The 26,259-nt window shown below is 58.2% G+C and carries 26 protein-coding genes and 4 pseudogenes; 7 read left to right on the top strand and 23 right to left on the bottom strand.

All coding sequences use genetic code 11. The annotated features are described in order from the left end of the window. Nucleotides 1–56: 56 nt before the first annotated feature. Together MUN84_RS24585 and MUN84_RS12030 are read right to left on the bottom strand one after the other, a co-directional pair. Complete coding sequence (locus MUN84_RS24585; protein ID WP_410780048.1) at nt 57–260, bottom strand: hypothetical protein; 204 nt, start codon at nt 258–260, stop codon at nt 57–59. 139 nt (nt 261–399) lie between these two features. Further along, nucleotides 400–708 (bottom strand): hypothetical protein, encoded by a 309-nt coding sequence (locus MUN84_RS12030; RefSeq protein ID WP_244694320.1) that lies wholly within the window; start codon nt 706–708, stop codon nt 400–402. A 58-nt stretch (nt 709–766) separates the two neighbouring features. Between MUN84_RS12030 and MUN84_RS12025 the strand changes: the two genes are divergently transcribed. The 6 genes and pseudogenes from MUN84_RS12025 to MUN84_RS12000 all read left to right on the top strand — a co-directional run bounded on the left by MUN84_RS12025 (nt 767) and on the right by MUN84_RS12000 (nt 5,210). Further along, nucleotides 767–1,153 carry a RidA family protein gene (locus MUN84_RS12025; RefSeq protein ID WP_244694319.1) on the top strand — a complete coding sequence of 129 codons (387 nt, stop codon included), beginning with the start codon at nt 767–769 and terminating at the stop codon, nt 1,151–1,153. Nucleotides 1,154–1,208: 55 nt separating this feature from the next. Continuing rightward, on the top strand, nt 1,209–1,364 hold the full coding sequence (locus MUN84_RS12020; RefSeq protein WP_244694318.1) for a hypothetical protein: 156 nt from the start codon (nt 1,209–1,211) through the stop codon (nt 1,362–1,364). A gap of 135 nt (nt 1,365–1,499) precedes the next feature. Further along, complete coding sequence (locus MUN84_RS12015; RefSeq protein ID WP_244694317.1) at nt 1,500–2,012, top strand: pentapeptide repeat-containing protein; 513 nt, start codon at nt 1,500–1,502, stop codon at nt 2,010–2,012. 136 nt (nt 2,013–2,148) lie between these two features. Next, nucleotides 2,149–3,693, top strand: a complete 1,545-nt coding sequence (gltX, locus tag MUN84_RS12010; RefSeq protein WP_244694316.1) for a glutamate--tRNA ligase — start codon at nt 2,149–2,151, stop codon at nt 3,691–3,693. A gap of 200 nt (nt 3,694–3,893) precedes the next feature. Next, nucleotides 3,894–4,265: a hypothetical protein gene (locus tag MUN84_RS12005; RefSeq protein WP_244694315.1), complete on the top strand. Its 372-nt coding sequence runs from the start codon at nt 3,894–3,896 to the stop codon at nt 4,263–4,265. A gap of 164 nt (nt 4,266–4,429) precedes the next feature. Further along, a pseudogene (locus tag MUN84_RS12000) lies at nt 4,430–5,210 on the top strand (TIGR00266 family protein). Nucleotides 5,211–5,293: 83 nt separating this feature from the next. Here MUN84_RS12000 and MUN84_RS11995 read toward each other — a convergent pair. From MUN84_RS11995 to MUN84_RS11970, 6 genes and pseudogenes are all read right to left on the bottom strand, one after another. Continuing rightward, nucleotides 5,294–5,470, bottom strand: coding sequence for a hypothetical protein (locus tag MUN84_RS11995; RefSeq protein ID WP_244694314.1), 177 nt, complete (start codon nt 5,468–5,470; stop codon nt 5,294–5,296). 216 nt (nt 5,471–5,686) lie between these two features. Further along, nucleotides 5,687–6,187 (bottom strand): toxin-antitoxin system YwqK family antitoxin, encoded by a 501-nt coding sequence (locus MUN84_RS11990; protein ID WP_244694313.1) that lies wholly within the window; start codon nt 6,185–6,187, stop codon nt 5,687–5,689. 78 nt (nt 6,188–6,265) lie between these two features. Next, nucleotides 6,266–7,790 (bottom strand): annotated as a pseudogene (locus MUN84_RS11985) (GH3 auxin-responsive promoter family protein). Between the two features lie 185 nt (nt 7,791–7,975). Then, nucleotides 7,976–8,707, bottom strand: a complete 732-nt coding sequence (gene lptB, locus MUN84_RS11980; RefSeq protein ID WP_244694312.1) for an LPS export ABC transporter ATP-binding protein — start codon at nt 8,705–8,707, stop codon at nt 7,976–7,978. Nucleotides 8,708–8,917: 210 nt separating this feature from the next. Beyond that, nucleotides 8,918–9,955 carry a hypothetical protein gene (locus tag MUN84_RS11975; RefSeq protein WP_244694311.1) on the bottom strand — a complete coding sequence of 346 codons (1,038 nt, stop codon included), beginning with the start codon at nt 9,953–9,955 and terminating at the stop codon, nt 8,918–8,920. After that, complete coding sequence (locus tag MUN84_RS11970) at nt 9,925–10,608, bottom strand: hypothetical protein (RefSeq protein WP_244694310.1); 684 nt, start codon at nt 10,606–10,608, stop codon at nt 9,925–9,927. The genes MUN84_RS11975 and MUN84_RS11970 overlap by 31 nt, the downstream gene beginning before the upstream one ends. A gap of 190 nt (nt 10,609–10,798) precedes the next feature. Between MUN84_RS11970 and MUN84_RS11965 the strand changes: the two genes are divergently transcribed. Then, nucleotides 10,799–11,161, top strand: a complete 363-nt coding sequence (locus MUN84_RS11965; RefSeq protein ID WP_244694309.1) for a MauE/DoxX family redox-associated membrane protein — start codon at nt 10,799–10,801, stop codon at nt 11,159–11,161. A gap of 61 nt (nt 11,162–11,222) precedes the next feature. Here MUN84_RS11965 and MUN84_RS23820 read toward each other — a convergent pair whose 3' ends face one another. From MUN84_RS23820 to pdhA, 15 genes and pseudogenes are all read right to left on the bottom strand, one after another. Further along, a complete protein-coding gene (locus tag MUN84_RS23820) occupies nt 11,223–11,420 on the bottom strand; it encodes a hypothetical protein (RefSeq protein WP_317238919.1) in 198 nt (65 codons plus the stop codon). Next, complete coding sequence (locus MUN84_RS23815) at nt 11,402–12,325, bottom strand: single-stranded-DNA-specific exonuclease RecJ (protein WP_317238918.1); 924 nt, start codon at nt 12,323–12,325, stop codon at nt 11,402–11,404. Before MUN84_RS23815 ends, MUN84_RS23820 begins: the two co-directional genes overlap by 19 nt. A gap of 4 nt (nt 12,326–12,329) precedes the next feature. Further along, nucleotides 12,330–12,941, bottom strand: a complete 612-nt coding sequence (locus MUN84_RS23810) for a DHH family phosphoesterase (protein WP_317238917.1) — start codon at nt 12,939–12,941, stop codon at nt 12,330–12,332. A gap of 480 nt (nt 12,942–13,421) precedes the next feature. Beyond that, the gene (locus MUN84_RS11955) at nt 13,422–14,996 is read right to left on the bottom strand and encodes a tetratricopeptide repeat protein (RefSeq protein ID WP_244694308.1); all 1,575 of its coding nucleotides are present in this window, start codon (nt 14,994–14,996) and stop codon (nt 13,422–13,424) included. A gap of 565 nt (nt 14,997–15,561) precedes the next feature. After that, on the bottom strand, nt 15,562–17,688 hold the full coding sequence (locus MUN84_RS11950) for a peptidylprolyl isomerase (protein ID WP_244694307.1): 2,127 nt from the start codon (nt 17,686–17,688) through the stop codon (nt 15,562–15,564). Nucleotides 17,689–17,936: 248 nt separating this feature from the next. Continuing rightward, nucleotides 17,937–18,215: a hypothetical protein gene (locus MUN84_RS11945; protein ID WP_244694306.1), complete on the bottom strand. Its 279-nt coding sequence runs from the start codon at nt 18,213–18,215 to the stop codon at nt 17,937–17,939. 7 nt (nt 18,216–18,222) lie between these two features. Continuing rightward, nucleotides 18,223–18,777, bottom strand: a complete 555-nt coding sequence (gene lptC, locus MUN84_RS11940; RefSeq protein ID WP_244694305.1) for an LPS export ABC transporter periplasmic protein LptC — start codon at nt 18,775–18,777, stop codon at nt 18,223–18,225. A 37-nt stretch (nt 18,778–18,814) separates the two neighbouring features. Next, the gene (locus tag MUN84_RS11935) at nt 18,815–19,666 is read right to left on the bottom strand and encodes an outer membrane protein transport protein (RefSeq protein ID WP_244694304.1); all 852 of its coding nucleotides are present in this window, start codon (nt 19,664–19,666) and stop codon (nt 18,815–18,817) included. A 116-nt stretch (nt 19,667–19,782) separates the two neighbouring features. Beyond that, nucleotides 19,783–20,166, bottom strand: coding sequence for a hypothetical protein (locus MUN84_RS11930; RefSeq protein ID WP_244694303.1), 384 nt, complete (start codon nt 20,164–20,166; stop codon nt 19,783–19,785). Next, nucleotides 20,153–20,826, bottom strand: a pseudogene (locus MUN84_RS11925) (type III pantothenate kinase). The gene MUN84_RS11930 and the pseudogene MUN84_RS11925 overlap by 14 nt, the downstream one beginning before the upstream one ends. A 268-nt stretch (nt 20,827–21,094) precedes the next feature. Further along, a complete protein-coding gene (locus MUN84_RS11920; RefSeq protein ID WP_244694302.1) occupies nt 21,095–22,465 on the bottom strand; it encodes a pseudouridine synthase in 1,371 nt (456 codons plus the stop codon). Between the two features lie 600 nt (nt 22,466–23,065). Continuing rightward, nucleotides 23,066–23,449, bottom strand: coding sequence for a TraR/DksA family transcriptional regulator (locus tag MUN84_RS11915; protein ID WP_188557257.1), 384 nt, complete (start codon nt 23,447–23,449; stop codon nt 23,066–23,068). 279 nt (nt 23,450–23,728) lie between these two features. Further along, nucleotides 23,729–24,204, bottom strand: a pseudogene (gene ribH, locus MUN84_RS11910) (6,7-dimethyl-8-ribityllumazine synthase). 155 nt (nt 24,205–24,359) lie between these two features. Then, nucleotides 24,360–25,076, bottom strand: coding sequence for a tetratricopeptide repeat protein (locus MUN84_RS11905; RefSeq protein WP_317238916.1), 717 nt, complete (start codon nt 25,074–25,076; stop codon nt 24,360–24,362). A gap of 115 nt (nt 25,077–25,191) precedes the next feature. After that, nucleotides 25,192–26,244 carry a pyruvate dehydrogenase (acetyl-transferring) E1 component subunit alpha gene (gene pdhA / locus MUN84_RS11900; protein ID WP_244698838.1) on the bottom strand — a complete coding sequence of 351 codons (1,053 nt, stop codon included), beginning with the start codon at nt 26,242–26,244 and terminating at the stop codon, nt 25,192–25,194. Nucleotides 26,245–26,259 lie beyond the last annotated feature (15 nt).

Below are 26,259 nucleotides of genomic sequence, written 5' to 3'. Positions count from 1 at the left end.
AAAAAGCCGCCTGGGTGTTCCTCGGGCGGCTTTTTCTGTTACTTCTATTCACTAGCCTACCTCAAATAGCTCCCGCGCAGGTGCATTCTTTTAAGTAAGGAACAAGGGTTGTAGCGTGGCTCGCGCGTGTCCTGGTACGCACCTTCCAGCGCTTCGTAGACGCGGCTCAAGCCTATTCTATTGGCCCGTGTTAGCAAGCCAGCCCCGCTTCCTGGTAGCAACTGGTTGACAGCTAAAACGGAGGCCGCTCCTTCCTGCAAGGCGTAACAGGCTTCATTGATGGCTTGACAGATGACCCGCGGGTTAGCAACCCCACCCGATCCTGCACTACGTGGCAGTGCGTGCCGAGCAGAGCACAAACTTCAGGAAGGGGAAGCAGGTCGGCGGCGCGGTAGGTGCTCACTTCCCAAACCGGCACATCAACAAACGTAGGTAGGCCGCAGAACCCGAACATGGGCCAAAAGGAAGGGCTTCGCCGTGGAAGAGCTGAGCTAAGCTACGGGTAGTAGTATTGTAAAAAAGAGGCTGCCGGGGTTGCTCGTAATGCAGCTCGGGCCAGTCGCGCAGGTCGAAAGCAACGTCCGCCGCTCCGAGGCGGGTGAGCAGGTCGGGCGCACCGGCCGGGCAGAAGTCATAGGTGGGCGCTGCCCCAAACTTGCGGCGAAATTCGGCCTCCACCTGCTGGCCTTCAACAATGAACAGATGCATCGTTTTTTCAGCTTACTTTGGCGTAAGATAGTCTCCTTTCCCCCGAATTTTCCGTTTTATGGCAAACACCATCGTTTATTCAGCCCAAGCTCCCGCTCCCATTGGCCCCTATAGCCAAGCCATTCAGGCCGGTAACACCGTGTATGTTTCGGGTCAGATTGCCCTTGACTCCGATACGGGCCAGCTCGTCGGTGACGGTGATGTGGTTCAGGAAACGCACCAAGTAATGCGCAACCTCCAGGCCGTGCTGGAAGCAGCCGGTTACACCCTACGCGACATTGTGAAGTGCAGCATCTTCGTGAAAGACCTCGGCAACTTTGGTTTGATCAACGAAATTTACGGTAGCTATTTTTCCGCCGATTATGCTCCGGCCCGCGAAACCGTGGAGGTAAGTCGCCTACCCAAAGATGTGCAGGTGGAAATTTCCTGCATTGCCGTCAAATAGTGCGCTCCTACGTGGTGCGTCAAGTTTATTAGCTCACTATCCTACTTGTTGACTTATGCGAGAGTTAGGGATTTTTCTGTTTCTGGCCGGGCTGGTAGCCATGCTAGCGCCGCTGCTGTTGCCGGCCAACTTTCGGTTCCCGCTACTGGACTGGATCAACAACTGGGGTCCTACCACGGCCTGGCTGATTCGGGTGGAGCGGTTGTGCTAGGCTAGTGCTCTGGCTACGCTTTAGAAATCAGGAATAAATGCGCCGGCCTACCTCTCGCAAAACAGTCAAACTTCATCATAAGCCTGCCTACTTTCCGCCGGAACGGGTGCTGACCCGCGCCCTCCCCCGGAACTGGTGGGCGAGCGGGAGTTTGAGAACTACCACTTCCTGAATTTTGACTTTAGCCAGAGCAATCTGGCCGGTCGGTTATTCAGTGAATGTCGGTTTGAGAACTGCAACCTGGCGGGTACGAGCTTGGCCAACACGTCCTTGCAGAATGTGGCCTTTGATGGCTGTAAGCTGCTGGGGTTGCCGTTTGAAGCCTGCCGCGACATGCTGTTCAGCGTCCACTTCGACCGGTGCCAGCTCGATTACGCGTCCTTCGCTGGCAAAGCCATGCCTAATACCCGATTCGTGGACTGCTCCCTCCGCGAGGCCAGCTTCACCCAGACCGATCTAACCGGGGCCCTGTTTCAAAATTGCCAGCTGGAACGGGCTGTATTTCTGCATACCACGCTTAGCGGAGCTGACTTCCGGACGGCGCACAACGTGCTGCTTGACCCCGAGGTAAATGAGCTAAAAGATGCCCGCTTTGCCCTACTCAGCTTGCCCGGACTCCTGGCCCGGCACGGTCTGATTATCGAGTAGAATACTGGCCTCGAAGGCTGATGAGCCCATCTTTTATCTACTTCCGAGGTCAATTTTATATCCCACGCCTCCCCGGCGAATTACCTACCTTTGCGGCGCGTTTCGGACCTGAATCGGGCGCAAATCAGCTGTTTGTATGGAAAGAGAAGTACGGGTGCGTTTCGCGCCCAGCCCCACCGGCCCGCTGCACATCGGCGGCGTGCGCACTGCGCTGTATAACTACCTGCTGGCCCGCAAGCTAGGCGGCAAGATGCTGCTGCGCATCGAAGACACCGACCAGAACCGGTTCGTACCCGGCGCCGAGGACTACATTCGTCAGAGCCTGGAGTGGTGCGGCATTGAGCTAGATGAAAGCCCTTGGAACGGCGGCCCCCACGCCCCCTACCGCCAGAGCGAGCGGAAGCCCATGTACCGGCAGTACGCCCAGCAACTCATTGACAGCGGCCACGCCTACTACGCCTTCGACACACCCGAAGAACTGGACGCCATGCGCGCCCGCCTCACGGCTGCCAAGGTACCTAACCCGCAGTATAACAGCATCACGCGCGCCCAGATGCGCAATTCCTTGACCCTACCGGCCGAGGAAGTGAAGCAGCTCCTGGAGGCCGGAGAGCAGTACGTTATCCGGCTGAAAGTGCCCCGTAAAGAAGAGGTTCGCTTCAACGACCTGATCCGCGGCTGGGTGGTAGTACACTCATCGAGCATTGATGACAAGGTGCTGATGAAGTCGGATGGTATGCCGACGTACCACCTGGCCAACATCGTGGATGACCACCTGATGGAAATCACCCACGTAATTCGAGGCGAGGAGTGGCTACCCTCGGCGCCTCTGCACGTGCTGCTTTACCGCTATTTGGGCTGGGAAACGACTATGCCAAACTTCGCCCACTTGCCCCTTCTGCTCAAGCCCGACGGCACAGGCAAGCTCAGCAAACGCGACGGTGACCGGCTGGGCTTCCCGGTATTTCCGCTGGAATGGCACGGCAAAGACGCCGAAACTGGTGAGCCAACCGTCAGCAGTGGCTACCGCGAATCGGGCTACCTGCCTGATGCCTTCATCAACTTCCTGGCTTTCCTGGGCTGGAATCCTGGCTCCCAGCAAGAGCTGTTCACGATGGACGAGTTGATCGAGGCCTTTTCGATTGAGCGCGTAAGCAAGTCGCCAGCCCGCTTCGACCAGAACAAGGTACGCTGGTACAATGAGCAGTATCTGCGGGCCAAGCCCGACGCTGAACTAGCCCAGTACCTGACGGAAAGCCTGCAGGGCCAGGGCATTACGGTGCCCGCCGACAAAGCTGAGCAGATAGCCGCCCTAGTGAAAGAGCGGGCTACTTTCCCGGCTGATTTGGCCCGGGAGGCGCAGCTGTTCTTCCAGCGTCCTACCACCTATGATGAGCAGGTAATCAGCAAGAAGTGGAACGCGCAAGTAGCCGGTGCCCTTGCCGAGTTTGCCAAACAGCTGCCCACCACCGCCGACGCTACCCCCGACGGCATTAAGGCCCTACTTACGCAGGTGCTGGAAGCCCAAGGCATCAAAATCGGCCAGGTACTGCAGGCTCTACGCGTGGCCGTCACGGGTGCTGGCGCTGGCCCCGACCTGATGCACATCATGAGCATTCTGGGCACCCAGGAAACGGCCGAGCGGATTGAGCAGGCCGTGGCCCAGCTACCGGCCGCTTAATCGGTTCAAGGCTTGTTATTAATTCTAAACGCTTGGCTGACGGCACGTTAGCCAAGCGTTTTTTCTCGCCCAAACGCCAGAAAAAGGACACTTGCTACCCATAGCTTCAACCGACGCCGGGGTGGGGCCGTACTACAGGGCTCAGGGTTGCCTGCCTGCGCTGGCGGCCTGTCGTTGAACTGACTTTAGCTGCCCGCATTATGGCCAAGAAACCCGTTAGCCCGAAAAAGAAAAAAGCCGACCCGGAGAAGAAAGCCCGCGTCCATAAGGAATTGGAAGGCTTTGAAATCAAGGTGAATCCCCTGGGCGAAATCACCTCTAACTACTCTATCGAGGACATTAACCAGTTCTTGAACCGCCACGTGCGCGACAAGAAACTCGTGAACCGCGACGGGCAGTTTGGCGAGAAAGAGGAGGAAGAGGATGATTTCCCGCTGGAAGAGGGAGCCCAGGAGCCCGAAGAATCGGATGAGGACTTCATGCGTCGCACGAGCAAGGAAGCCAAAAAGAAAGGCCCTAAAGCTGAAGCCGACCCCGAAGAGGAGTTAAGCAAAGAATCAGAAGACGAGTAAGCTGGCCCTTGCCAGATAGACAACAGGTCCTACCCTAGTAATGCAAGTACGCATTGCTGAAGGTAGGACCTGTTGTCTATCTGGTAAGGACGGCTACAGAGCGGTGTTAATTCGCGTTTTGCTATACTTGGGCAGTATTTCACCTCACCTTTCGTTTCGTTCCTATGCGCTCCCACGACGTTGACTACAAAATACTAGGCACTGATATTCAGGTGCTTGAAGTTGAGCTTGACCCCAACGAAACGGTCATTGCGGAAGCAGGAGCCATGGTGTACATGAGCGAGGCCATTGCTTTCGAAACCAAAATGGGCGACGGCTCGGAGCCTGAGCAGGGCTTCATGGGCAAGCTATTCTCGGCCGGTACCCGTCTGATTACCGGCGAATCGTTATTCATGACGCATTTCACCCACCGGGCGGCTACGGCAAGGCTCACGTGGCTTTTTCGGCGCCCTACCCTGGTACCATTATTCCCATTGATTTGGGCGAACTACCCCAAGGTCTGATTGTGCAGAAAGATGGGTTTCTGGCCGCGGCCCGGGGCACAAAGATGAACATTCACTTTAACCAGAAGCTGGGCGCGGGCTTTTTTGGTGGGGAAGGCTTTATTCTGCAAAAGCTTACCGGCGACGGCAAAGCCTTCATTCACGCCGGGGGCACCATCATTGAAAAGCGCCTTAACAACGAGCTGCTGCGCGTTGACACGGGGTGCGTAGTGGCTTTTGAGCCCGGCATTGATTTTAGCATCGCCCAGGCCGGGGGCTCAAATCAATGATATTTGGCGGAGAAGGTTTGCTGCTGGCCACCCTGCGCGGTACGGGCCGCGTGTGGCTACAATCCATGCCCGTCAAGAAACTGATTCAGGCATTGTCCCCTACCGGTGGCAACGGGCAAAAAGAAAGTGGCGGTGTATTCGGCAGGCTGGTAGGGGGCGTTCTAGACGAGTAAGCCGTTTTCCTACCTATAAGTACGCCCCCTGACCGGAAGTCACCTTCGGTCAGGGGGCGTGTTTAGTTTGTCTGAGCAATACGTTATTGGCTGGCAGTAGCGGCAATGACGCCCAGACTAGCCAGCAACGCGAGAACCAGCAGCCCCAGGAAGCCGGCAGTAACGCGCATTTTCCGTACGGATACGGTATCATCTTTTTTCAAGCTGCGACGACGACGGCTTTTGCCCGAGCGGTGCGTAGAAGAAGTAATGGCCGACATTAGGGATAGTGAAAGTTTAGGACAGAATTGATAAACGAATCTATAGCTACCCCTGTAAAAATTCTGGAGTACTCGACCATCTGTTTCGTGCGCCCGGTAAACAGTCGAGATTAGCAGCTGCATAACCAGCTAACAGAAGCACTTATACCCGAAATCCGACGAAGCTACTCCCTACGGCAACACGGCGCGGCAATGCCCGTGTTGGATAATTCTGGCTTAAGGCAATTTTGTTGTAGTTCCGGGATACGGCTGCCCAACTGGCGGTGCTATCTGCTTGCCATCCTGATACCATTCCGACGGCAGGGGCTGCCCATCTGGGGTGAAGCGCTGCCATTGGCCAAACCAGAAAAAGTGGGCTCCTGTGGGTTCAGCACGGTAGCGGGCCCGCCCACGCTTAGCGAGCCTCCCGTTGGGGTGGTAGTAAGCCAGCGTAACAAGCCCGTAGGGAAGCCGGTAAAACCGTTCCGTGTGCTCTAGCTGGCCGCTAGGGTTGTAATTGCGCCACAGGCCCACTGGAAGGCCGTGCCGGTAGCGTCCTCGGTTGGCCAAGTGCTTTTCCTCATTGTCGAAATACTCCCGCCAGGGCCCGTGCCGCTGCTCCCCGCCCCTATCATAGCGGTTACGTGACCAAAACCCTACTGGGCCGTGGCGCAGACTGGTGCAGGAACTGACCCCGAAGCCGGCTACCAGCAGCCCAAGTGGTGCGAACCACCTCACGCTATGGAGTAACAGGTAGGCAGCTATTCGCTTGCGGAAGTACATCGGAAGGGAAAAATGATGACTTCCGAATATAAACTATTTTTTTAGTTGATCAAGAATTTCGTCCAGCAGCTCTCGGGAATTGCTTAGCCGCGGCACTTTGTGCTGGCCGCCCAGTTTGCCCCTACCCGCTAGCCACCGCTCAAACGTGCCCGCGGGGGCCACGGTCAGTTCGGGGGGGTTAGCGCAAGGTTGCGGTGGCGCTTGGCGTCGTAGTCGGAGTTAAGCTGGCGCAGGGTGTGGTCGAGCACCTGCACAAACTGCGCGACATCGGCTGGGGGCTGAGTAAACTCCACTAGCCATTGGTGACTGCCGCGGGAAGCGCCATCCTGCGAGGAAAAGTAGATGGGCGCGGCCGTATAGTCGCGGACTGTGGTGCCGGTGGCCTGGCAGGCGGCGGCAATGGCGGCATCGGCGTTTTCTACTACTACTTCTTCCCCAAAGGCATTCAGAAAGTGCTTGGTTCGGCCGGAAATTCGGATGCGGTAGGGTGCCAGGCTGGTAAAGCGCACTGTGTCGCCGATTTTATAGCGCCACAAGCCCGCATTGGTACTAATGATGAGGGCGTAGGTTTTGCCTAGTTCCACGGCATCTAGGCCAATGGCTTGGGGCTTCTCTGCTTCCCACTGATCCGGGGGTAGAAACTCGTAGTAAATGCCGTGGTTGAGTAATAGCAGCAAGTCTTCGGAGTTGGGCTCGTCTTGGAGGGCTAGGTAGCCTTCGGAAGCGTTATAGATTTCCAGATAGTGCATCTGCGGGCTCGGAATTAGCTGCCGGAATAGCTCCCGGTAGGGCCCAAACGCTACCGCTCCGTGCAGAAACAGTCCTAGCTTTGGCCACACCTCCAGAATGGAACTGGCACTGGCCATTTCCGTCACGCGGCGCAGCAGCACAATCATCCAAGTGGGCACACCGGCCAGCACGCGCACGTCAGCGTGCAGTACGTGGCGGGCAATACGCTCAATCTTTTCCTCCCACTCATCTAGCAAAGCCAGCTCCAGGGCGGCGTGCGCACGAACTCCGCCCAGGCCGGCAGGTTCTGCATGATAACGGCCGAGACGTCGCCTACCCGCGAGCCAGCCTCCGACGAGCGGAACGGATTGGGGCCGTGAGTACCACCGAGCGAAAGGGTTTTGCCGCCCAAAATATTCACCTCGGGGTAGTAAAGCGTAGCTAGGGCTGTCATGTCGCGGCCGGCGCGGTAGTGGCCCTCCTGCAACGACTCGCGGGTGACGGGAATGTACTTGCTGCGGGCGTTGGTGGTGCCGCTGCTCTTGGCAAACCACTGCACTACCCCGGGCCAGAGCACGTTGGCCTCACCACGCAGCACCCGCTCAATTTCCGGGTACAGCTCTTCGTAGCTGCTAATGGGTACGCGCTGGGCAAACTCCCGGGCCGTCAGCCCTTCCCCAAAGCCGTAGCGCCGGCCCCATTCAGTAGCGCGCGCCGTGTGCAGCAACTCCCGCAACACCTGCTGCTGCACCTCGTGGGGGTACTGGCGGATGTGCTCCACTTGGGCCAGGCGTCGTTGAACGGCCCAGGTCAGAACGGTACTAATCACAGCGGGAGAATAGGTAAAAACATACGGTACTTGTGGGAAAGGGCTTGTCTCTACCCTTGCACGCCCCGGAAAGTTACCAGACTGCCACGAAATCTGTGGCGGAACCAGCGGAACCGAAAAAGGGCGAGGCACGGCCTCGCCCTTTCTGGCGGTGAAAGTAGCAGGGTTATTACCTGCTTCGCCGGTTAAATCTTACGCTTCAGCTCGAAGTTCTTGCCCAGGTACACGCGACGCACCATTTCATCTTCGGCCAGCTCCTCCGCGGTGCCGGCTTTCAACAGCTTGCCTTCGAAGAGTAGGTAGGCGCGGTCCACGATGGCCAACGTTGAGTTAACGTCGTGGTCGGTGATGAGGATGCCGATGTTCTTGTGCTTGAGCCGGGCCACAATGCTCTGAATTTCCTCGGTGGCAATGGGGTCAACACCGGCGAAAGGCTCATCCAGGAGCACAAACTTAGGGTCCACGGCTAGGGCGCGGGCAATTTCGGTGCGGCGCCGCTCGCCCCCGCTCAGCACCCGGCCCAGATTTTTACGCACGTGGGTGAGGCTGAATTCATTGAGCAGTTCCTCCACTTTGTCGCGCTGGGCCTGCTTGGGCATGTTGGTCATTTCCAGCACCGACAGCACGTTTTCCTCCACGCTCAAATCCCGAAAAACGGAGGCCTCCTGGGCCAGGTAGCCTACCCCCAGCCGCGCCCGCTGGTAAATGGGCATTTTGGTAATCTCCTGCTCATCCAGGAACACGCGGCCAGCATCGGGCTTCACCATGCCTACCGTCATGTAGAAGGAGGTAGTTTTGCCGGCCCCGTTCGGGCCCAGCAGCCCCACAATCTCGCCCTGCTCCACGTGCAGCGACATGTCGTTCACCACCGTGCGCGACTTGTATTTCTTGACCAGGTGTTCAGCTCGCAGAATCATGGGATAAAGGTACGCAGGGTGGCAAGTATTGGCTACAGGCTGGAGGCAGGTAGGCGCTTGTGGCCCTACCCCTTTAGCAGGGCATCTTGCAAGGCCTGCTGGGCGGGAGTTGGGGTTGGCACGGCCTCTACCAGGTTCTTTACTTCTACCTCAAACTCACGAGGGTAGCCTGGCGCTCTTGTTCGGGGCCGGTGGCGCCGTCGCGGAACTTCACGCGCACGGGGTCGGCGGTTTTGGGCTCCACCAGGGGCGCAGCAGCTTCTCGGCGTTCTGCATGGTCACGGCCTGTCCGTTCACGGCCACAATCACGTCGCCTTCTTTCAGCCCGAAAGCGTTTTCGTCGGCCTTGGTTTTCACGGCCCGGAACTGGTCTTTGCCCTGGTCGTAACCGAAGCCTAGGTTGCCAAAGGCTTTCACGCGGGTCTGGCCCACCGGCGCGTACACCCACCCGATTTTACCGAAGTATTCGGCCAGGGGTAGCGGTTCCTTGCCTACCACATAGCGGTCGAAGAAAGGCCGAAGCTCGGGGCTGGTCAGGGCCACGATTTCAGGAATAAGCTGGTTGTCTTCGAAGGAGCGGGTAGGGCCGTACTTCTCGCGCAAGGCCAGTAGCACGTCGCGTAGGGTTTGGCGGCCCTGGCTCAGCTCCCGAATGCGAATATCGAGCAGCAGCCCAAGCAGGGCCCCTTTTTCGTACACGTTCGGGTACATATCCTTGTAAGGAGCCTCCAGAATCCGGCGGCTCATTTCCGTGAACGACACATTCTCGAACTTGCTGGCGTTGTCAATTTTGGTTTTCATTCGTTCCCGAAACTCCACGGGGGTAATCAGGCCGCCACGCACCTGCACCAGCTGCGAAACGTACTCCGTAACGCCCTCATACAGCCACAGGTGCTGCGACATTTTGGGGTCACGGAAGTCAAACTCCCCTATTTCGCGGCTGTGGATGTTGAGCGGGGCCAGCATGTGCAAGAACTCGTGCGAGGCCACCTCCAGCACCATGCTGCGCAGGCGGTCCGGGTCGGGCATTTCGGGCAAGAAGTACAGGGAGGAGTAGCTGTGCTCCATGGCCCCGTAGCCGCCATTTTTACTGTTTAGCGGGGAGTTCAGGCCCGGAAAATAGAACAGAAACTGGTACTTCGGTACGGGCATTTTACCGAAGAACTTGGTGAGGGCCTCCGACATGGGCCGCAGCATCTGGCTGACTTCTGCGGCCTTTACCACGCCCGTTTCCGAAAGTACCGCCACCGAGATGCGCGCCCCGCCGGTGCTGAAACTGGCCGTATCGGGCTTGGCGTACAGGATGGGCCGTCGGCCAGGGTTACATAGTTGGGGGCCGTAAACACGTCCTTGGTAGCCGATTCGCGTCGCACATCAAGGGCAGTGGCCCCGTAGAGAGCTGCGGGTTTCAGGACGCTCACCTGGTAGGGCTCCATTTTGTAGCCTTCAAGGTAGCCGTAGAAGCCGTAGTGGTTGATGGTGAAGTTGCGGCCAGCCTCGATGTTGGTGCCGCCGGGCTGGAAAATGAACGAGTCGTCCTGTTTAGCATCCCAGGTATCGTCCACGAGGTATTCCAGGCGGGCTAGCTTTTTGGCGTCGTCAATTAGGAACAGGTTGGGGCCGCTGTTGCGTGTCTTCAAGCGCTTGCCTTGCTTGTCGAAGGCCTTAAAATCGGTTACGAAGCGGCCGTAATCCTTCTTGGAGTACGAGCCCGGCACTACCGACGGGATGACGTAGGTAGCCTGCTGCTCCTTAATAGCGGGCGTGTTGATTACGACCCGCACCCGGTCGTTCTGAACGTTCTGGAGGTCGAGATTAATTTGATAACCAATGGGCTGCTGGGCAGCGGCTCGGCTAAGAGTGACCAGACCGAGTCCGAGCGCCAGATAAATCGTTTTCATGGCAGATACATCAGGATGGAAGGCGACTAACGCCCGCACGAAGGTACGCATTGCGGTTCAGGCGTAATTTCGCGGCCACGCCGGTAGGGGAGGTAATGTCGCTTACCACGCCGCGCAGCTTACGTTGGCAACACTCGGGGCGCCGCCTGCCTTCTACCCCTGCCCGCGTCAAACCCGGAAACCTGCTCTCATGCGCTACCTCAAACACTATAGCCGCTACGTGCTGGCGTTGCTTTTCTTCGGGGCTGGCGTTTTGCACTTTCTCTCCCCCGGCCCGTTCATGCGCATTGTGCCGCCCTACCTACCCGCTCCCCTCCTACTGGTGTACCTAAGCGGGGCCGCAGAAATAGCCGGCGGACTTGGGTTATTGCTACCTGCCACCCGCCGCCTAGCCGGCTGGGGCTTAGTGCTGCTGCTGGTAGCGGTGTTTCCGGCCAATGTGTACATGCTACAAACTCACGGCGCTGGGCTGGCTGTACCGCTATGGGCGTTGTGGCTGCGCCTACCCCTGCAACTCGTGCTAATAGTCTGGGTGTGGAAGGTGAAGCAGTGAATGAGTGAGGTAGCTGTGTCATGGCGAGGCTGAGCCGAAGCCATCCTTCCTGCTCAACCTACTACTCCCAGCGAATATCCTTTATCCGCAGCTGCAGGTTTTTCGCGCCTCGGAACTCGTTCATTTCCACGGTATAGCAGACGCTAAATGGCTGGCCCTGCCGGATTTGTTCGTGGTACTCGCCGAGGCCGAATCCAATGGCGTCTACAGCGTGGCGGCCATCTTGGGTAAGGGTGAGTTTCAGGTGGGAGTTACCCACAATACGTGCCGAATCGGGGTAGCGTACACCTTTTCGGAGGCAAATACCGGGTTAGGGTTGCCGGGGCCGAAAGGCTCCATCTGGCTTAGCAGTCGGAAAAAGGATGGCGTAATATCCGTGAGCTGCAGCACATGGTCAATTTCCACGGGCGGAATCAGTTGCTCCGGTAGAATGCGGCCGGCCACAATGCGCTCAAACTTTTCGCGGAAAGCGGGCACGTTCTCTACGGGCAGCGTGAGGCCGGCGGCGTACATGTGCCCCCCAAATTGGTCCAGCAGCTCGGCGCATTCCTCAATGGCTTGGTGTACGTCAAACCCCACCACGGAGCGGGCTGAGCCAGTAGCCTTGCCGTTGCTTTCGGTGAGAATGATGGTGGGCCGGTAGTACTTATCGAGGCAGCGCGAGGCCACAATGCCTACTACGCCCTTGTGCCAATCTTGCTTGAAGAGGACGGTGGAGCTGGCCGTGCGCAGCAACGCATCCTGCTCAATCATTTCCAGAGCCTCCTTGGTAATACTGGTATCGAAGCCGCGGCGCTCCTGGTTGGTCTTGTCGACGACTCCGGCTTTTTCCTTGGCTTCGTCGGTGCTCTGGGCCAGGAGCATGGCCACGGAGCGCTTGGCATCACCCATGCGGCCGGCGGCATTGATGCGCGGCGCAAAGCCAAATACCAGGCTGCTGATGTTAAGCTCGGCTGTCTGTAGTCCTGCCAGTTCCCGTAGCGCGTCCAGGCCCGGGCGCTGGGGGCGCTGCCGGTCATTGATGAGACGCAGACCGTGATACGCTAGCGTGCGGTTTTCACCGTAAATGGGCACGATATCAGCGGCAATACTAACGGCTACTAGGTCCAGCAGCTCGTACAGGTCATCCTCAGGCCAGCCCTGGTGCTGGGTAAAGGCCTGCATCAGCTTAAAGCCTACCCCACACCCGACAGTTCTTTGAAGGGTAGGCGCAGTCGGCACGCTTGGGGTCCAGCACAGCCACGGCCGCCGGCAGTTCAGTACCGGGCAAGTGGTGGTCACAGATGATAAAGTCAATACCACGCTGGTTGGCGTAGGCGATTTTGTCCACGGCCTTCACCCCGCAGTCGAGGGCAATAATCAGCTCGTAGCCAAAATTAGCCGCAAAATCGATGCCCGCCTCCGACACCCCGTAGCCTTCCTTGTAGCGGTCTGGAATGTAGTAGTCCACCCGCTCAGGCCCGAAGTATTGCCGCAGGTAGCTGTACACTAGGGCCACGGAGGTTGTCCCATCCACGTCATAGTCGCCAAACACCAGTACCCGCTGGCCCAAGTGCAGGGCCTGCACCAGGCGCTCCACGGCGCGGTCCATGTCCCGCATGAGCAAGGGGTCGGGCAAGGAATCCAGACTGGGGCGAAAGTACGCGCGGGCCTCCTCGAAGCTGCAGACGTGGCGCTGGCACAGCAGAGAAATGATAGCCTCGTTGACGCGCAGGGCGTCGGCCAAATGCCGGACTTTTTCAGCGTCGGGCGCGGGCTTGCGAATCCATCGTTTTTCCATACTTATGCCAGGGCCACCGGGGGCTATATCTTCAAAAGTACAAAGAAAAATGGCGCCTCCTGCTGCCCCCATGGCCCAGCGGGGGCTAATATTTCCGGGCCTACCATACCGCCCGGAAGCCACCCAGCTGCATAACCCGCAAACGTTCAGATACTATCATTTTATTGGTCGGTCTTCACGGGCAACCACCAGAAACACCCCTCAAACGACTACTTACAGTGTAGCCATTTACCTTGCTTTACCTTTTATTAACGCACACTATATATAAAGCATCAAACTTTGGTTCTTACCCCAAAACCCTTGCTTTACATATCTTTTATATTTCAATGTGTGAAGCAATCAAACTACCTGCCTTGATTGCTCTAAAACGGCCCATACATGCGTCATTCCGAGGGGAGCGAGAGAATCCAGCTTGCCTATAAGAGGCTAACTCAGATTTTTCGCTCCCTCGGAATGACACGCAGGCTTTTTCAAGCAAGCTCAATTAACTACATCACCTCGAAGCTTGCGGAACCGCTTGCGCGCTTCGGCTACGTAAATGCTACCGGGGTATTTTACTAGCACTTGGTTGTAGAGCTGCTGAGCCTTGCTTACATCGCGCAGGTTCTCCTCCTGAATGCTGGCGGCTAGGAATAGGGCATCATCACTGAGCACGTCATACTTGGGGTTAGCTGTAATGCTTTCCAAGGCCGTAAGGGCCCCATTATAGTCGCCGGTGCGGCGCAGTAGCTGGGCTTTCAGGAGCCAGGCTTCATCCTGCAGGGCGTGGCCGGGGTATTTATGAAGTAGGCCGTCGAGGCCCCGTAGCGCCTCCGGAATCTTGTTCTGGAATACAAGCTGCTCCACTACCGCGTAGTCGCGCAGGGCCAGGCCAGCAGTATCCGTGGCCGTATTGTCGGTGATGAGCAGGCTGAGCTGCATGGCATCGTTGGCAATTTCGCGGCTGGTAGCTTGCTTGAGAATGTCCAGGTGACTTTGCGCCAGCTTAAAGTCGCCGGCGAAATAGCTCAGGCGCGCGTTGCGCAGCTTGGCATCGTAGCCCAGTGGGGTATCTTTGTGGGACTTCTCTACCTGTGAATACAGTAGGGTAGCTTCCCAGGGCTCAGCCCGCAGCAGGAAGATATCCGCTAGGTCAATCTTCGCCTGATCTACTACGTCGAGGCTGGCACGAGGCATTCCAATTACCTCATTCAGGAGTTTGATGGCACTTTCTTTTTCATCGAGCTGGAAGGCCAGCAGGGAAGCCATGCTGCGCAGCACCGGCGCCGTTTCTGGGGTGCGCCCCAGGTCCTGTAGTACCTGCTGGTAGTCTTGGAGTAAGCTGCGCAGCTGGGCTACGTTTACGGGGTAGGTAGTGCGCACTTGGTCCTCACGGGTTTGCACGAGGCGCTGCCGGGCCAGGGCGTAGTAGGGCCGGCCCCGGTACTCCCGCACCACGTAGTCGTAGCCCTGAATGGCGCTTTCGTAATCCTTGTTGCGGCGGGCAATTTCGGCCACTTCCAGCACCCGCTGCCCATCGGTACGGCCGCGGCGGTCCAGGGCCTTGGCTTGCACCAGGGCACCGGTAAAGTCGCGGCGCTGCACCTGCAGCCACAGTAGCAGCTCACTATACACGCCTCGCTCCGGGTTTTTCTGAACCATGCTCAGCAGCTCCTTTTCCAGGGCCGCGAAGTCTTTATCGTCCTGCAGGCTGTTCTGGAGCATGTTGCGCACGAAGGGTAGCTGCTGCTCATTATCCTGCACCAGACGCAGGGTTTCGCCCATCAGTTTATCGGTTTGGCCGCTTTGGGTGTAGAGCTGAATTAGCTGGGGCGCAAATTCCGTTTCGTTTTTCGCTAGCTCCCGCCCTCGTAAGTACACGCGGGCGGCCCAATCAGGTAGGGCTGCTTTCTGGAATTCCGTCGCTACGGGGGCTACCTGTGCACTAGTCAGCTGACTTACGACCCGCTCCCACTGCTTCTGGGCCGCGGGCTGGTCGCCGGACTTGGCGTATACCTGGCCCAGCGTCACGCCCAGGGTAAGGTCGTCGGGGCGCTGCCGTTGAGCCCGCTTCACCAGCTTTTCGGCGTCTTTGTCGCGCTTCAGGGCCTGGAGGGCGGCCAGGTAGTCGGGCAGGATATTCGGCGAGGTCTGCTCCTCGGTACGCAGGCGGCCAAACAGATAGGCGGCTTTTTCGTGCTCCCCGTGCGCTCATACTCGCGAGCCAGCTGCACCGCATTGTCTTCCGCTTGTTGAGCTACGGCTGGCCCAGCCAGCAGCAATAGCCCCGCCAGCGTACTTTTTCTTAAACCCGAACGCAACGACTTCTTCATAAGCGCTATAACGAAAAGAACAGCCCGGGAGTGCCGGATAGTAAAACGGTGAAACAGTGAAATAGTAAATGGGTGATTGAGGTGGGAAGAAAGCACCTCATCCTGACAAGGGAAGGACTCTTTCTCGCTGGAGCGAATCGTTGTGACGAGGTCGTGCTGACGTGACAAGGGCCTTCGGCTGCCGCCTCCCGATGACGTGCTACTACCTCACTCAATCACTCATTTACTGAATCCCTAGTTCACCATGAAAAGCAAAAGGGCCGCACCCTAAGGTACGGCCCTTTTGCTTGTGCTAGACAGCGCGCGGCTTAGAAGAATTTCGTGCGGTTGTCCTTGATGTTGGCGTGCTGCTTGATGGCTTCGTAGGTGAGGCCATCGGTGCGGGCCGTGCGCTGGGCCGTCAGTTGCTGGCGTACCGCTTTCACGTCGGTAGCAGCCGGGGCGGGCTGTACGCTCACTGGCTCCACAATCAGGACGCCCTGCTCTCCGGCAAAGGGAGCCGACTTCTGACCGGGCTTCAGGCCGAAGGCTTTACCCACGGCTACGGGCTCGTTGCCGAGGCCAGGAATCAGGCCCTGGCCCAGTACTACTCCTTCCGCCGTTTTCACTTGGGCGCCGTTGCCGTAGGCCTGGGCAATCTGCTCCAGCGTGCCTTTCGAGGCGTTCAGCTTCTTCATGATTTGCTCGGCTTTCAACTCGTTGCGCACCAAGGCCGTAATTTCCGGCTTCACGCTGGCTACGTCGGCGGTGCCTTTGGTCCGCTCGCCGGTCAGGACGGCAATAACGTACTGGTCACCGATTTCAAACACCTCCGATACGTCACCTACTTGGGTAGGCTCACCCTCGGGGTTTACACCGTAGGCCCAGCGCACCAACTGGCGGGCGCCCTGGAGGTTGTTTACGGCCTGGTCGCCGCGGCCGAGGCCCTTGGCTTCCACTTTCTGTAGGCTCTTATCCTTGGCTACAGCCGTGCGGAACGTTTCCAGGCTGGTGGCTTCGCCTTTCAGGGCCTGAGCCTTCTGGTAGGCAGCGTCGCGGGTAACGTCGGTGGGCTGGATGCTCTTCTGCACCGTAGCAACCTGGTAGGTTTGCGTGGTTTTCGGAGCCGTGATGTTGATGATGTGGTAGCCAAACGAGGTCTTTACCGGGGCGGGTAGTAAACCAGCGGAGGTAGCCCCGAATACGGCCTTCTCAAACTCAGGCACCATGCGGCCCTGCTGGAACCAGCCCAGGTCGCCGCCGGTAGCGGTGGTGCCGTCGGTGCCGTACTGGCGCGCCATGGCGGCAAAGTCAGCGCCGGCTTTGATCTTGTTCAGCACTTCCGTGGCCTTGGCTTTGGCCGCGGCATCGGCCTCGGGCGTGGTGCCCTCGGGCTTGATGAGAATGTGGCTGGCGCGGGCCGCGGCCTGGGCACCGGCTTTCTGACCCGATACTTTATAGAGCGAGTAGGTGCCGTTTTCGGCGTAAGGACCGTACACTTTACCTACTTGCAGGGGCAGTTGGGCGCGCAGCTTCTCGGGCATATCGGCCGGCGAGAGGAAGGCAGGGCTGGTGGGCTGGTCGGAATTCAGCTTCACGAAAGCGGAGTCAACCGGAGCCGAAGCAAACTGGGTAGCCAGCTCGTCCACGGTCTTGCGCACGGTAGCGCTGTCTTCGGCGGAGGCCGTTACCGGAATCGAAACGTACTCAATGGTGCGGCCATCTTCTACCTTGTAGCGGCCTTTGTTCTTGTCGAGATAAGCCTGCAGCTGCTCGTCGCTTACTTTCACGCTTGAATCAGAGAGGGCGAAGTACGGTACCATCAGGTAGCGGACGGTAGCACGCGTGTTCTGGCCCTGGTCGAAACGCTTGGCTTCGGCCGAGGTTACGTAAGTGCTCAGCTTCAGTAAGTTGTTATACTTGGCAGCCATGCGCTCCGGGCCCAAGTTGGCTTCGAAGTTGCGGAACGCATCCTGCGCCTGGGGCGGCAGCTTGTCGAGGTTGCGCAAGTACTCAATCACCTTGGTGCGGTCGAACTGGCCAGTAGCCGGATCGGTGAAGGCCTGCCGGATGCTGGGGTGCACGTTGTTGCCCTGCACCATGTCGGTGAGTTCTTCATCCGACACTTTCAGCCCCAGCTTATCGAACTCCTGCTGAAAAGCAATGCGGAAAATAGTCTGGTTCCAGGCCTGGTCGCGCAGGTAGCCCATGGCTTGCTCGTCGGGCTGGCGCTGCTGTTGCTGAATGAAGGCCTGCTTGGCCTGCTCCAGCGTGGCATTGAACTGGTCGTACTCCACCTTCTCACCGGCTATTTCGCCGACCGTCAGATCATTCTTACCGAAGATGCTGCTGCGGCCATACAGGAAGTCGCCCCCCAGCATGAAGAGCAGCAGGCCGATGATGATGGCCCCGACTGCCCAGCCCGATTTTTCTCGAATCGTGTTAATTAATGCCATTTACTTGAAAAAAGCGCAGGTAGAAAAGTGGAATGAGGTGCAAAATAACCAAAAAAGATGGTCAATAGATAATGAAAGTCCCCTAGGTCAGTTAGATAACCTGGTGGTGAAAGTCAGAAGGCCATAAAAAGCAAAAAAGCCCTCCCGTAAATCACAGGAAAAGGCTTTTCTGATTGATTAATACTGCCCAGCCGACACCTTACTTTCAGGGCAGCTCACTACTAGGCAGCTACGGCAGGACTTGGCACCTAGCGCTTATTTTTCGGTTGCTTTTTGGCGGGCTTTCGGGTGGCGGCCTCAGCCGTTTTGCGCGCTGCCTCAGCTTCGGCGGCCGCAACTTTGTCGCGCTGGCGCAGGTAGCGCAGCCCAATTACCAACCCGAAGGAAAGCATGAACAGCCAGTAGTTCTGGTACAGGCCCTCCATGTTGCCCACTACCAGCGTTTGGTAGACGGCAATGACAAAGGTCATAACGGCCAGGACGAGTAAAATGGTGCGGCTGATGCCAGGGTCCCAGAAGCGTTTCATGCGGTACTTAGCGGGTAGCGGCCGGAGCGGCTGCGGGCGCGTTTTTGAGAGTGAAAATACCCGTGGGATTCAGGATGTCGTAGCGCGAGAAGTCCTGGTTGGCTGTAAGCCCTCGGCCCGTCAGCACTTCCGTGGGGGTAGTTACCCGAATTTCCGTTTGCTCTTTGGTGTAGATGAGGGCCTTGGTTTGGTCGAAAAAAGCTTCCTCCGTATTCATGCTCTGCTGCTGGGGCACGTTGGTTACGCGCACGTTGCCGCGCAGGGTGTAGAGGTTCGTGTTCTTCTCGTACAGCCCGTAGTTGCCCACAATGGTGTTGACCACCGTTTGGCCGTCCTCATCCAGAAAAGTAATCTTCACTCCTTTGGGGTAGAGTTGGTTGCTGTTCTCGAAGTCTTGCCGCAATGGGGCCGTCAGCCGGATGCGCAGCTTGGCCGAGTCGCTCACAATCATGAGTAGGTTCTCGGTTTCCATGATGGGCCCGGTGTAGGTAGTTTTCTTAGCAACTACCTCATCTGCCTGCTTGCGGCAGCTCACTAGCGTACCCGCCAGCAGCAGCCCCATCAGTAGAGAACGACAATGGCCCAGCTTCATGGCAGCCTTATTCGATACGACGCTTGATAAACCAGCGGTTATTGAGCGTTACGCCCAACTGCATCCGCACGTAGTCTTCCTTTACGTTACGCTCCAAGGAGCCATCGGCGAGTTGCCGCACGTCGGTGTTGCCCCGCTGTCCGTACATGAACGCCAGGCTGATGGTCGTGGCATCCAGAGGGGTAGCAGTAGGCAAGGGGAAGGCAAAGCCCCAGCTAACGGAACGGTCGTAGAGAGCTTTGCCACCCGGCCGGTAGGGCATTTGCGCTAGGCTCAGGCCGGCCCGGTACGTTACCCGCTTGAAGTAGCTGTCGACGGACGCGGCATCGGGAGTAAGCTCCCCGCCCAGAGCTACGCGGTAGGTGTCGCTGAGCGGAATGCCCGAGGAGCCGCCCTGCTCGTCAAAGGCCCGGAACTGAGACCATTCTTGGCGAGTACCTTCCAGGCTGGCACTCCAGCTCCGGTTGTTGTCGAGGCTGATGCCAACCTGGCTGAGGGCGGGCACCTGAGCTTTGCCGGGAGCATCCGTCTCGATGGCCGTGGTGGAGGACTGAATTCCCTGAAAGTCTTGCCGGATCAGGCTTAGGCTCCGGTCTCCGTTCAGGTTCGACCGGAAGCTGTGGGTACCACCAATGTTGTAGTTCAGCTTGTCGGTAAACTTGCCCCGGTAGTGCAGCCCGGCCCGAAACGTGAAGTCAGAATAATAAATATGCTGCTGATAGATGTCCTTGCTGGACAGCTCCACCGGAATGGTTGCGGTGCCAATGCGGGTACCGGCCTCCTGATCAATGCTGCCGAAGACGTAACCAACCGACACACCGGCCGTCAGACCAGTTGCCAGCCGCACGCCGTGGCTCATGTAAGCCTCGGCCAGCCCGCCACTGCCCTTGTACTGCTTTTCTACCTGAGCCGTGAGGTCGCCAACGACGCTGTTATCGAGGGTCGTTGATTCGTAGTCAACTGTGCTGTAGGGCTTCAGGCCAATGGCCCGGCCCAGCGCCGGTTGATGGGCACGGCCAAGGCCAGGTAGCCCAGGTTAGCGGAACCCGTGCGCTGTCGGCTAACCGTGTTGCGCAGCGTTTTGAACTGCCCGGTGTAGCCAGCCTCGAAGGTTGTCCGGGCCGTGTAGTACAGCAGCGCCGGATTAATCTCGTTGACGTTTATGCTGTTGGGAGCCGCTACTCCAATGCCGCCCATGCCCATTTGCCGCACCCCGCCCGCGTTCAGGCTGGCGTCGCCCAGGCCCAGGCGCGAGTAAGGCGAGTTACCGAGGCCCTGGCCCAATACGGCCGGCGCAGCCACCAGCAAGCCCAGCAGCGAAAGACCACCGGCCAGGCCGGTGAAGTTAGGTTGAGACATGGTGTACTAAAATTCGGTGGAGCCCAATCAGCACGAGCTCCGGAACAACAAAGATAGGCCCTTTCAACCGGGTGCGGAAAAAAGCGGCATCCCCACCGGCCAATACTACGGCCAGCTGCGGAAACTGCGCGGCGTATTCGGCCAGCAACCCCTGTACTTCCGCCACCGCCCCATTCACTACCCCACTCCGGATAGCCGACTCCGTGTCAACTCCGGTCAGGGGAACGGTGGCCGTGGCCTCGGGTAGGTTGGCTACCAACGGCAGGCGGCCGGTAAACGTATGCAGGGCCTGAAAGCGCATAGCCATTCCCGGAGCAATGCTACCCCCCGAAAGGTATGCCCGCCTTCTACTAGGTCGCACTTAATAGCCGTGCCCGCATCCACTATCACCACATTCCGACCCGGTAGCAACCAGGCCGCTCCCACGGCCGCTGCCAAACGGTCGGCACCCAGCGTGTGTGGAGTGGCATACCCGTTGCGAATGGGTAGGGTGGTAGTAGCCGGCACAAATTCCAGCACCTTACCCGTCACCAGCGCCCGGAGTTCAGCGGCCCACTGCGCCGTAGGCTCCGCCACGGAAGCGACTACCGCGTGTTCTGGACGCAGCCGAGCCACAGCCGCTCGGACCTGATCAGGGTTCTGCCCCGTAGCCGATTCCACCAATATATCAGCTTCAAAGCAGCCGTATTTAACCGCCGTGTTGCCAATATCAAGGGAAAGCGTGCGCACTGAACAGATAAGAATAAGATGGTGAGCTAGTGCAATGGTGAACTGGTAATGGTTGACGTTTCAGCGGCGCAGATTGCGCCAGTAGCGCGGGCTAGGCCACTACACCATCTAACTCACCAGTTCACCATCATTCACTTCACCACTAGGAGCCGGCAGCCAGGCTGACGGTTGCGTGCTTACATGAAATACTTGAGACGAATTACTTCCTTCTCGTTGAGGAAGCGCCACTTGCCGCGGGCAGGTCCTTCTTCGTCAGACCAGCGTACTGCACTCGGTCCAAGGTTACTACGTCGTAGCCCAAGTGTTCAAAGATGCGGCGTACAATGCGGTTGCGACCAATGTGGATTTCCACGCCCACGAAGTGCGGGTTGCCAGCCACTACAGCTACGTCATCTACCTCGGCTTTGCCGTCTTCCAGCTCCAGGCCTTCCGCAATCTGCCGCAGGTGCTCTTCCGTTAGGGGCTTGTCCAGCTCCACTTGGTAGATTTTTTTGTTGCGGTGGGAAGGGTGCGAGAGTTTCTGAGCTACTTCCCCATCGTTGGTGAAGAGCAGCAGGCCCGTGGTGTTCCGGTCGAGGCGGCCCACTGGGAACACCCGCTCCTTAGAGGCACCTTTTACCAACTCCATCACGGTGCGGCGACCCTCTGGGTCATCCGTCGTCGTGATGTAGTCCTTGGGTTTGTTCAGCAGCACATACACCAGCTTCTCACGGTTCAGGTTGGTTTTGCCGTACTGTACCGTGTCGGAGGGCTGTACTTTGTAGCCCATTTCGGTAACTACTTGCCCGTTAACTTTGATTTCACCAGCGGCAATCAGGGAGTCAGCTTCGCGGCGCGAGCAGATGCCGGCGTTGGCGATGTAGCGGTTCAACCGCACCTCATCCGCCCCCAAGTCATCTTCCTCCCGCCGGCGCTTGTTGCCCCGAGATTTATCCTCTTCGTAAAACTTCAGGTTCTTATAATCCGGCGCCTGGCCTTCTACTTCCCCAAACTTGCGCTTGCCGGCTTGGTTGGGGTTTGGGGTTTGCGCGCCACGTCCAACGAACTCGTCGTGAGCCCGCTTGGGGCGCTCCTCGCGCGGCTGGCGGAAGCCTTCCGAGCGTTCGGCGCCAAAGGAACGGCCTTCGCGCTTGTCGCCGTTGAAGCTGCCGGGGCGGGCCGTGCGCTTCTCACCGAAGCTGCCACCACCAAAGCCACCTTCCCGACGAGCGGGCCGGTCGCTACCAAAGTCGTTGTCGCGGCGGGCGGGCCGCTCACTGCGGCGGTCATTGCCACTGCGGTTCTCTCTGCTCTCGCTGCGGTCAGCGGGTAGGTCTTCGGGCCGGCCGCGGTAGTCGAAGGGCCGGGCCGCCCGTACTTCCCGCTCACCACCAAAGCCAGTGCCGCGGTCCGCGTCGGGGCGAGATTCCCTTGGCCGGAAGTTCTCGGGCCGGGGTTGGTCTTGTTCGTTGGGATTCAGCTTTACAAACCGACGGTTCCGCTCACCGGGCAGGCCGCGGGGCACCGTGGGTTTACCTTCCTGGCTGTACGGCTGGCCACCCCAGGATTTCTTGGGCTCGAAGGGCCGCACCGGACGCTCGTCCCGGCGCTCCTCGCCCCCAAAGCCACCGGGCCGGCGGTTGTCACCTTCGAAGCGACGGTTGTTGCCGCCAAAGTCACGGTTGCCATTGCGCTGCCCAAATCCGCCGGGCCGGCCTTCGCCGCCGCGGTTGAAGCCACCGCTATTTCCAAATTTCTTCGGACCACCGGCATTGCTGGTTCCAAACTTTTTGGGTCCTGTGAAGCTACCCTCAGCCGGCCGGCCGAAGGAAGGGCGGTCGGAACCGCGCGCCTCGTCCCGCCCCCAAAACGGGGGGTATCACCGGCACTTCGGTCGTCGCGGTTGCGGCCAGGCTGAGAAAATTTGCGGAAGCCCTCAGGGCCGTTGGAGTTGCCGGTCGGGCGGCCAGTGGAGCGGCCACGGCGGCCGGGCGTATCGCCGGAGAAGTGTTTCTTGCCCATATGGAAGAAGCGTGCGTGCCGTATCGCTACGGTACAGTAAAAAATCAGGTTGAGTATGCAGGAAGCCAATAACCACTGGCCTCTGAAAACAGTGCCCGGACCAGCAACTCAGCTCCGCGTTAACGGATGCCGGTCACAAGTCCGGGCAACGGGTAGGCGGGCGGCGGGGTTAGTCGCGGCGAGCCATTTTGGCTTCAATGGAATGCTGCGTGTGCGGCACGGCGCGCAGGCGTTCCTTAGGAATTAGCTTGCCGGTACCAATGCAGACCCCATAGGTGCCATTCTTGATGCGGATCAGCGCATTCTCGAGTTGCTGAATGAACTTCATCTGGCGCGAAGCCAGTTGGTTCAGGCTTTCTTTCTCAGCCGTATCAGCCCCGTCCTCCAGCACCTTCGATGAAGAAGCCGTGTTGTCGGTGCCCGTGTCGTTTTTACGGCTCAGGGTTTCCTTGATGAACGCCACTTCCTTGCGAGCCGCGGTGAGCTTATCCTGGATGATTTGCTCAAACTCCGCCAGTTCTTCCCTGGAATAGCGTAGGGGTTCTTCACTCATGTTGGTGCAGGGAGAGGTTAGTAAGAATGATGTGTAGCTAGATTGGCCGTTGCAGGAGCCACAGACTAGCAGTTACGCCCCAACAGCCGCCCGTACGAATAAGTTTACCTTCTCGCGTAGCGGCAATTGCTTGGCCTTCCTGCCTGCCCCGGAAGCATCCCGATGACCAAGCATATTCGGGCGCAAAGCTACGGTTTTGTCCGCTAATCAGCATGCTACCATACTGGTTGCCCACGTTCCCTTTATCCGCCGTCTTGTAAGCTTGGCGGTTGGCGATGGCTAGAAGCCGAGCATGTGAATGGCCGCTACTGCTCCCTCCACTCCTTTGTTGCCGTGCTGCCCCCGGCCCGGTCCCAGGCCTGCTCCAGCGTGTTGGTAGTTACCAAGCCGAAGATGACGGGCTTGTTGAACTTCAGGCCTACGTTGGTGATGCCGCTGGCTACGGCGTGGCAGATGTAGTCGTCGTGCTTGGTCTCGCCCTTGATAACTACCCCCAGGCAAATTACGGCGTCAATTTCTTCGTGCTGGGCCAGCAACTGGGCGCCCAGGGTCAGCTCGAAGCTACCCGGCACAGTGTTGCGGAAAATATTCTCGGGTTTGGCTCCGTGCTTGATCAGCGTATCGTAAGCACCGCGGGCCAAGGTATCAGTGATTTCCCGGTTCCATTCGGCTACTACCAGCCCGAAGCGCTTTTCGGAAATGTCAATAAAATTATCGGAGGTGTAGTCGCTCAGGTTTTTTAGGGAGGTAGCCATGGGCCAGGAGTGCGGTTGAGGTAAAAGACGAATGGTAACAAAGGTACGACGCCTACCCTCTTCAACGCTCTTGGGTTGACTGGAAGCATTGCTACCCACCGAAAACAAAAAGGACGGGCTAGCCCGTCCTTTTTTATTACGCTTAATAACTATAGCTATTTACCAGCCAATGCCTCAGCGCGGGCCTTGTATTGCTTAGCCTCACTTGCTTCGGCTGCAGTAGGGTAGTCCGTCAGAATTTTGTCGTAGGCGGCAACCGCACCGGCATTGTCCTTGGCCAGTTCACGGGCCGTAGCTTCCTTTAGTAGGTAGCCCGGCGAGAACTGCTCATTGGCATTGTGGTTGGCTGCCTTGTTGTAAAAGTCAGCGGCTTCCTTGGCCTGGTTCAATTCCAAGTGCGCGTCACCCAGCAGGGAGTAAGCCCGGGCCTGCACCAGATAGTCATCCGAGCTGAAATCTTCGAGGTAGTCGATGGCCTGCTTGTACTGGCCTTGCTTCAAGGCAGCAACCCCAGCGTAGAAGTTAGCCAGGTTGCCAGCAGCCGTACCGCTGTACTCTGAGGCTACCCGCTCCAAGCCGAGGTTCTTGCCGTCACCTTTCATGGCTTTCTGCAAAGAGTCAGCTTCCCAGTAATTCACCGCTTGGAACAGGGCGGCCTGTCCTTTGGTGTCCTGGGAACCCCGCCACAGGTAGTAACCGAAGCCACCAGCCACGGCCAGCACTACCAAAGCCAGCAGGCCCAGCAATACGTTTTTGTTGCGGCGCAGGAAGTCTTCTGATTCGGCCAAACGAACGGCCAGAGCATCGGGGTCTTCTAACAGTGGGTGCTCCGGGTTGTATGCTTCCGCTGGTTGCAGCGGATCCGAGGACACGACGCGCTGCGGTTGCGGCTGGCGAGCCTGTTGGCTTTTACCTGTGAAAGGAATCTTTGACATGAGCGTTACTCAAAAAGGCGGCCTTGTTAGAGCCTGATAAACTCCCGCGCTACTAGTCGCGGATGTAAGGGTAGTCCTGCTGCACGTACACATCCTTGTACAGCTCATCGGCCGTAGGATAGGGCGAGCTTTCCGCAAACTCCACTGACTCCTGCACCTGCGCCTTGATTTTTTCATCGATGGCGGTCAAGTCTTCCTCCGTGGCCATGTTATGGGTCAGGATGGTATGACGAACGGCTTCGATGGAGTCGCGGGAGCGGTAGTCTTCCAACTCTTCCTTGGTGCGGTACTTGGCGGGGTCACTCATGGAGTGGCCCTTGTAGCGGTAGGTTTTGAACTCGAGGAAGGTGGGGCCTTCGCCAGCGCGGGCACGCTCGGCAGCGCGGGCTACGGCGTTGTGCACGTCCTCTACATTCATGGCATTCACCGGCTCGGAGGGCATGTCGTAACTTTCGCCCAGGGTGTACAGCTCCGTCACGTTGGAGGTACGCTGCACCGAGGTACCCATGGCGTAGCCGTTGTTTTCTACCACGAAGATGACAGGCAGCTTCCAGAGCATGGCCATGTTGAAGGCTTCGTGCAATGCTCCTTGGCGAACGGCACCGTCGCCCATGTAACAGATGCAGAGGTTACCCGTCTTGTTGTACTTCTCGGCAAAGGCAATACCAGCTCCCAACGGAACCTGGCCACCCACGATGCCGTGGCCGCCAATGAAGTTTACTTCCTTGTCGAAGATGTGCATGGAACCACCTTTGCCTTTGGAGCAGCCGGTAGCCTTGGCAAACAACTCGGCCATGATGGCGTTGGGCGAGGTGCCCAGGGCCAGTGGGTGGGCGTGGTCACGGTAGGCGGTAATCCACTTGTCGTCCTTGGTTAGGGCCGACACGGCTCCGGCTACGCACGCTTCCTGTCCGATATAGAGGTGACAGAAACCTTTGATCTTTTGCTGACCGTAGAGCTGGCCGGCTTTCTCTTCAAACTTGCGCATGAGCTGCATTTGCTCATACCACTGCAGATAGGTCTCCTTCGGAAATTCCGGCTGGGCCGGAGTAGTTGCTTTAGGAGCGCCGGTAGCTGCTGCGGCCTCGCTATTTGCGGGGGGCAACACCGGATCGGGCTG

The sequence above is a fragment of the Hymenobacter sp. 5516J-16 genome (assembly GCF_022919335.1).
Classification (GTDB): Bacteria; Bacteroidota; Bacteroidia; order Cytophagales; family Hymenobacteraceae; genus Hymenobacter; species Hymenobacter sublimis.
This window is presented reverse-complemented; position numbering and strand designations above follow the sequence as displayed.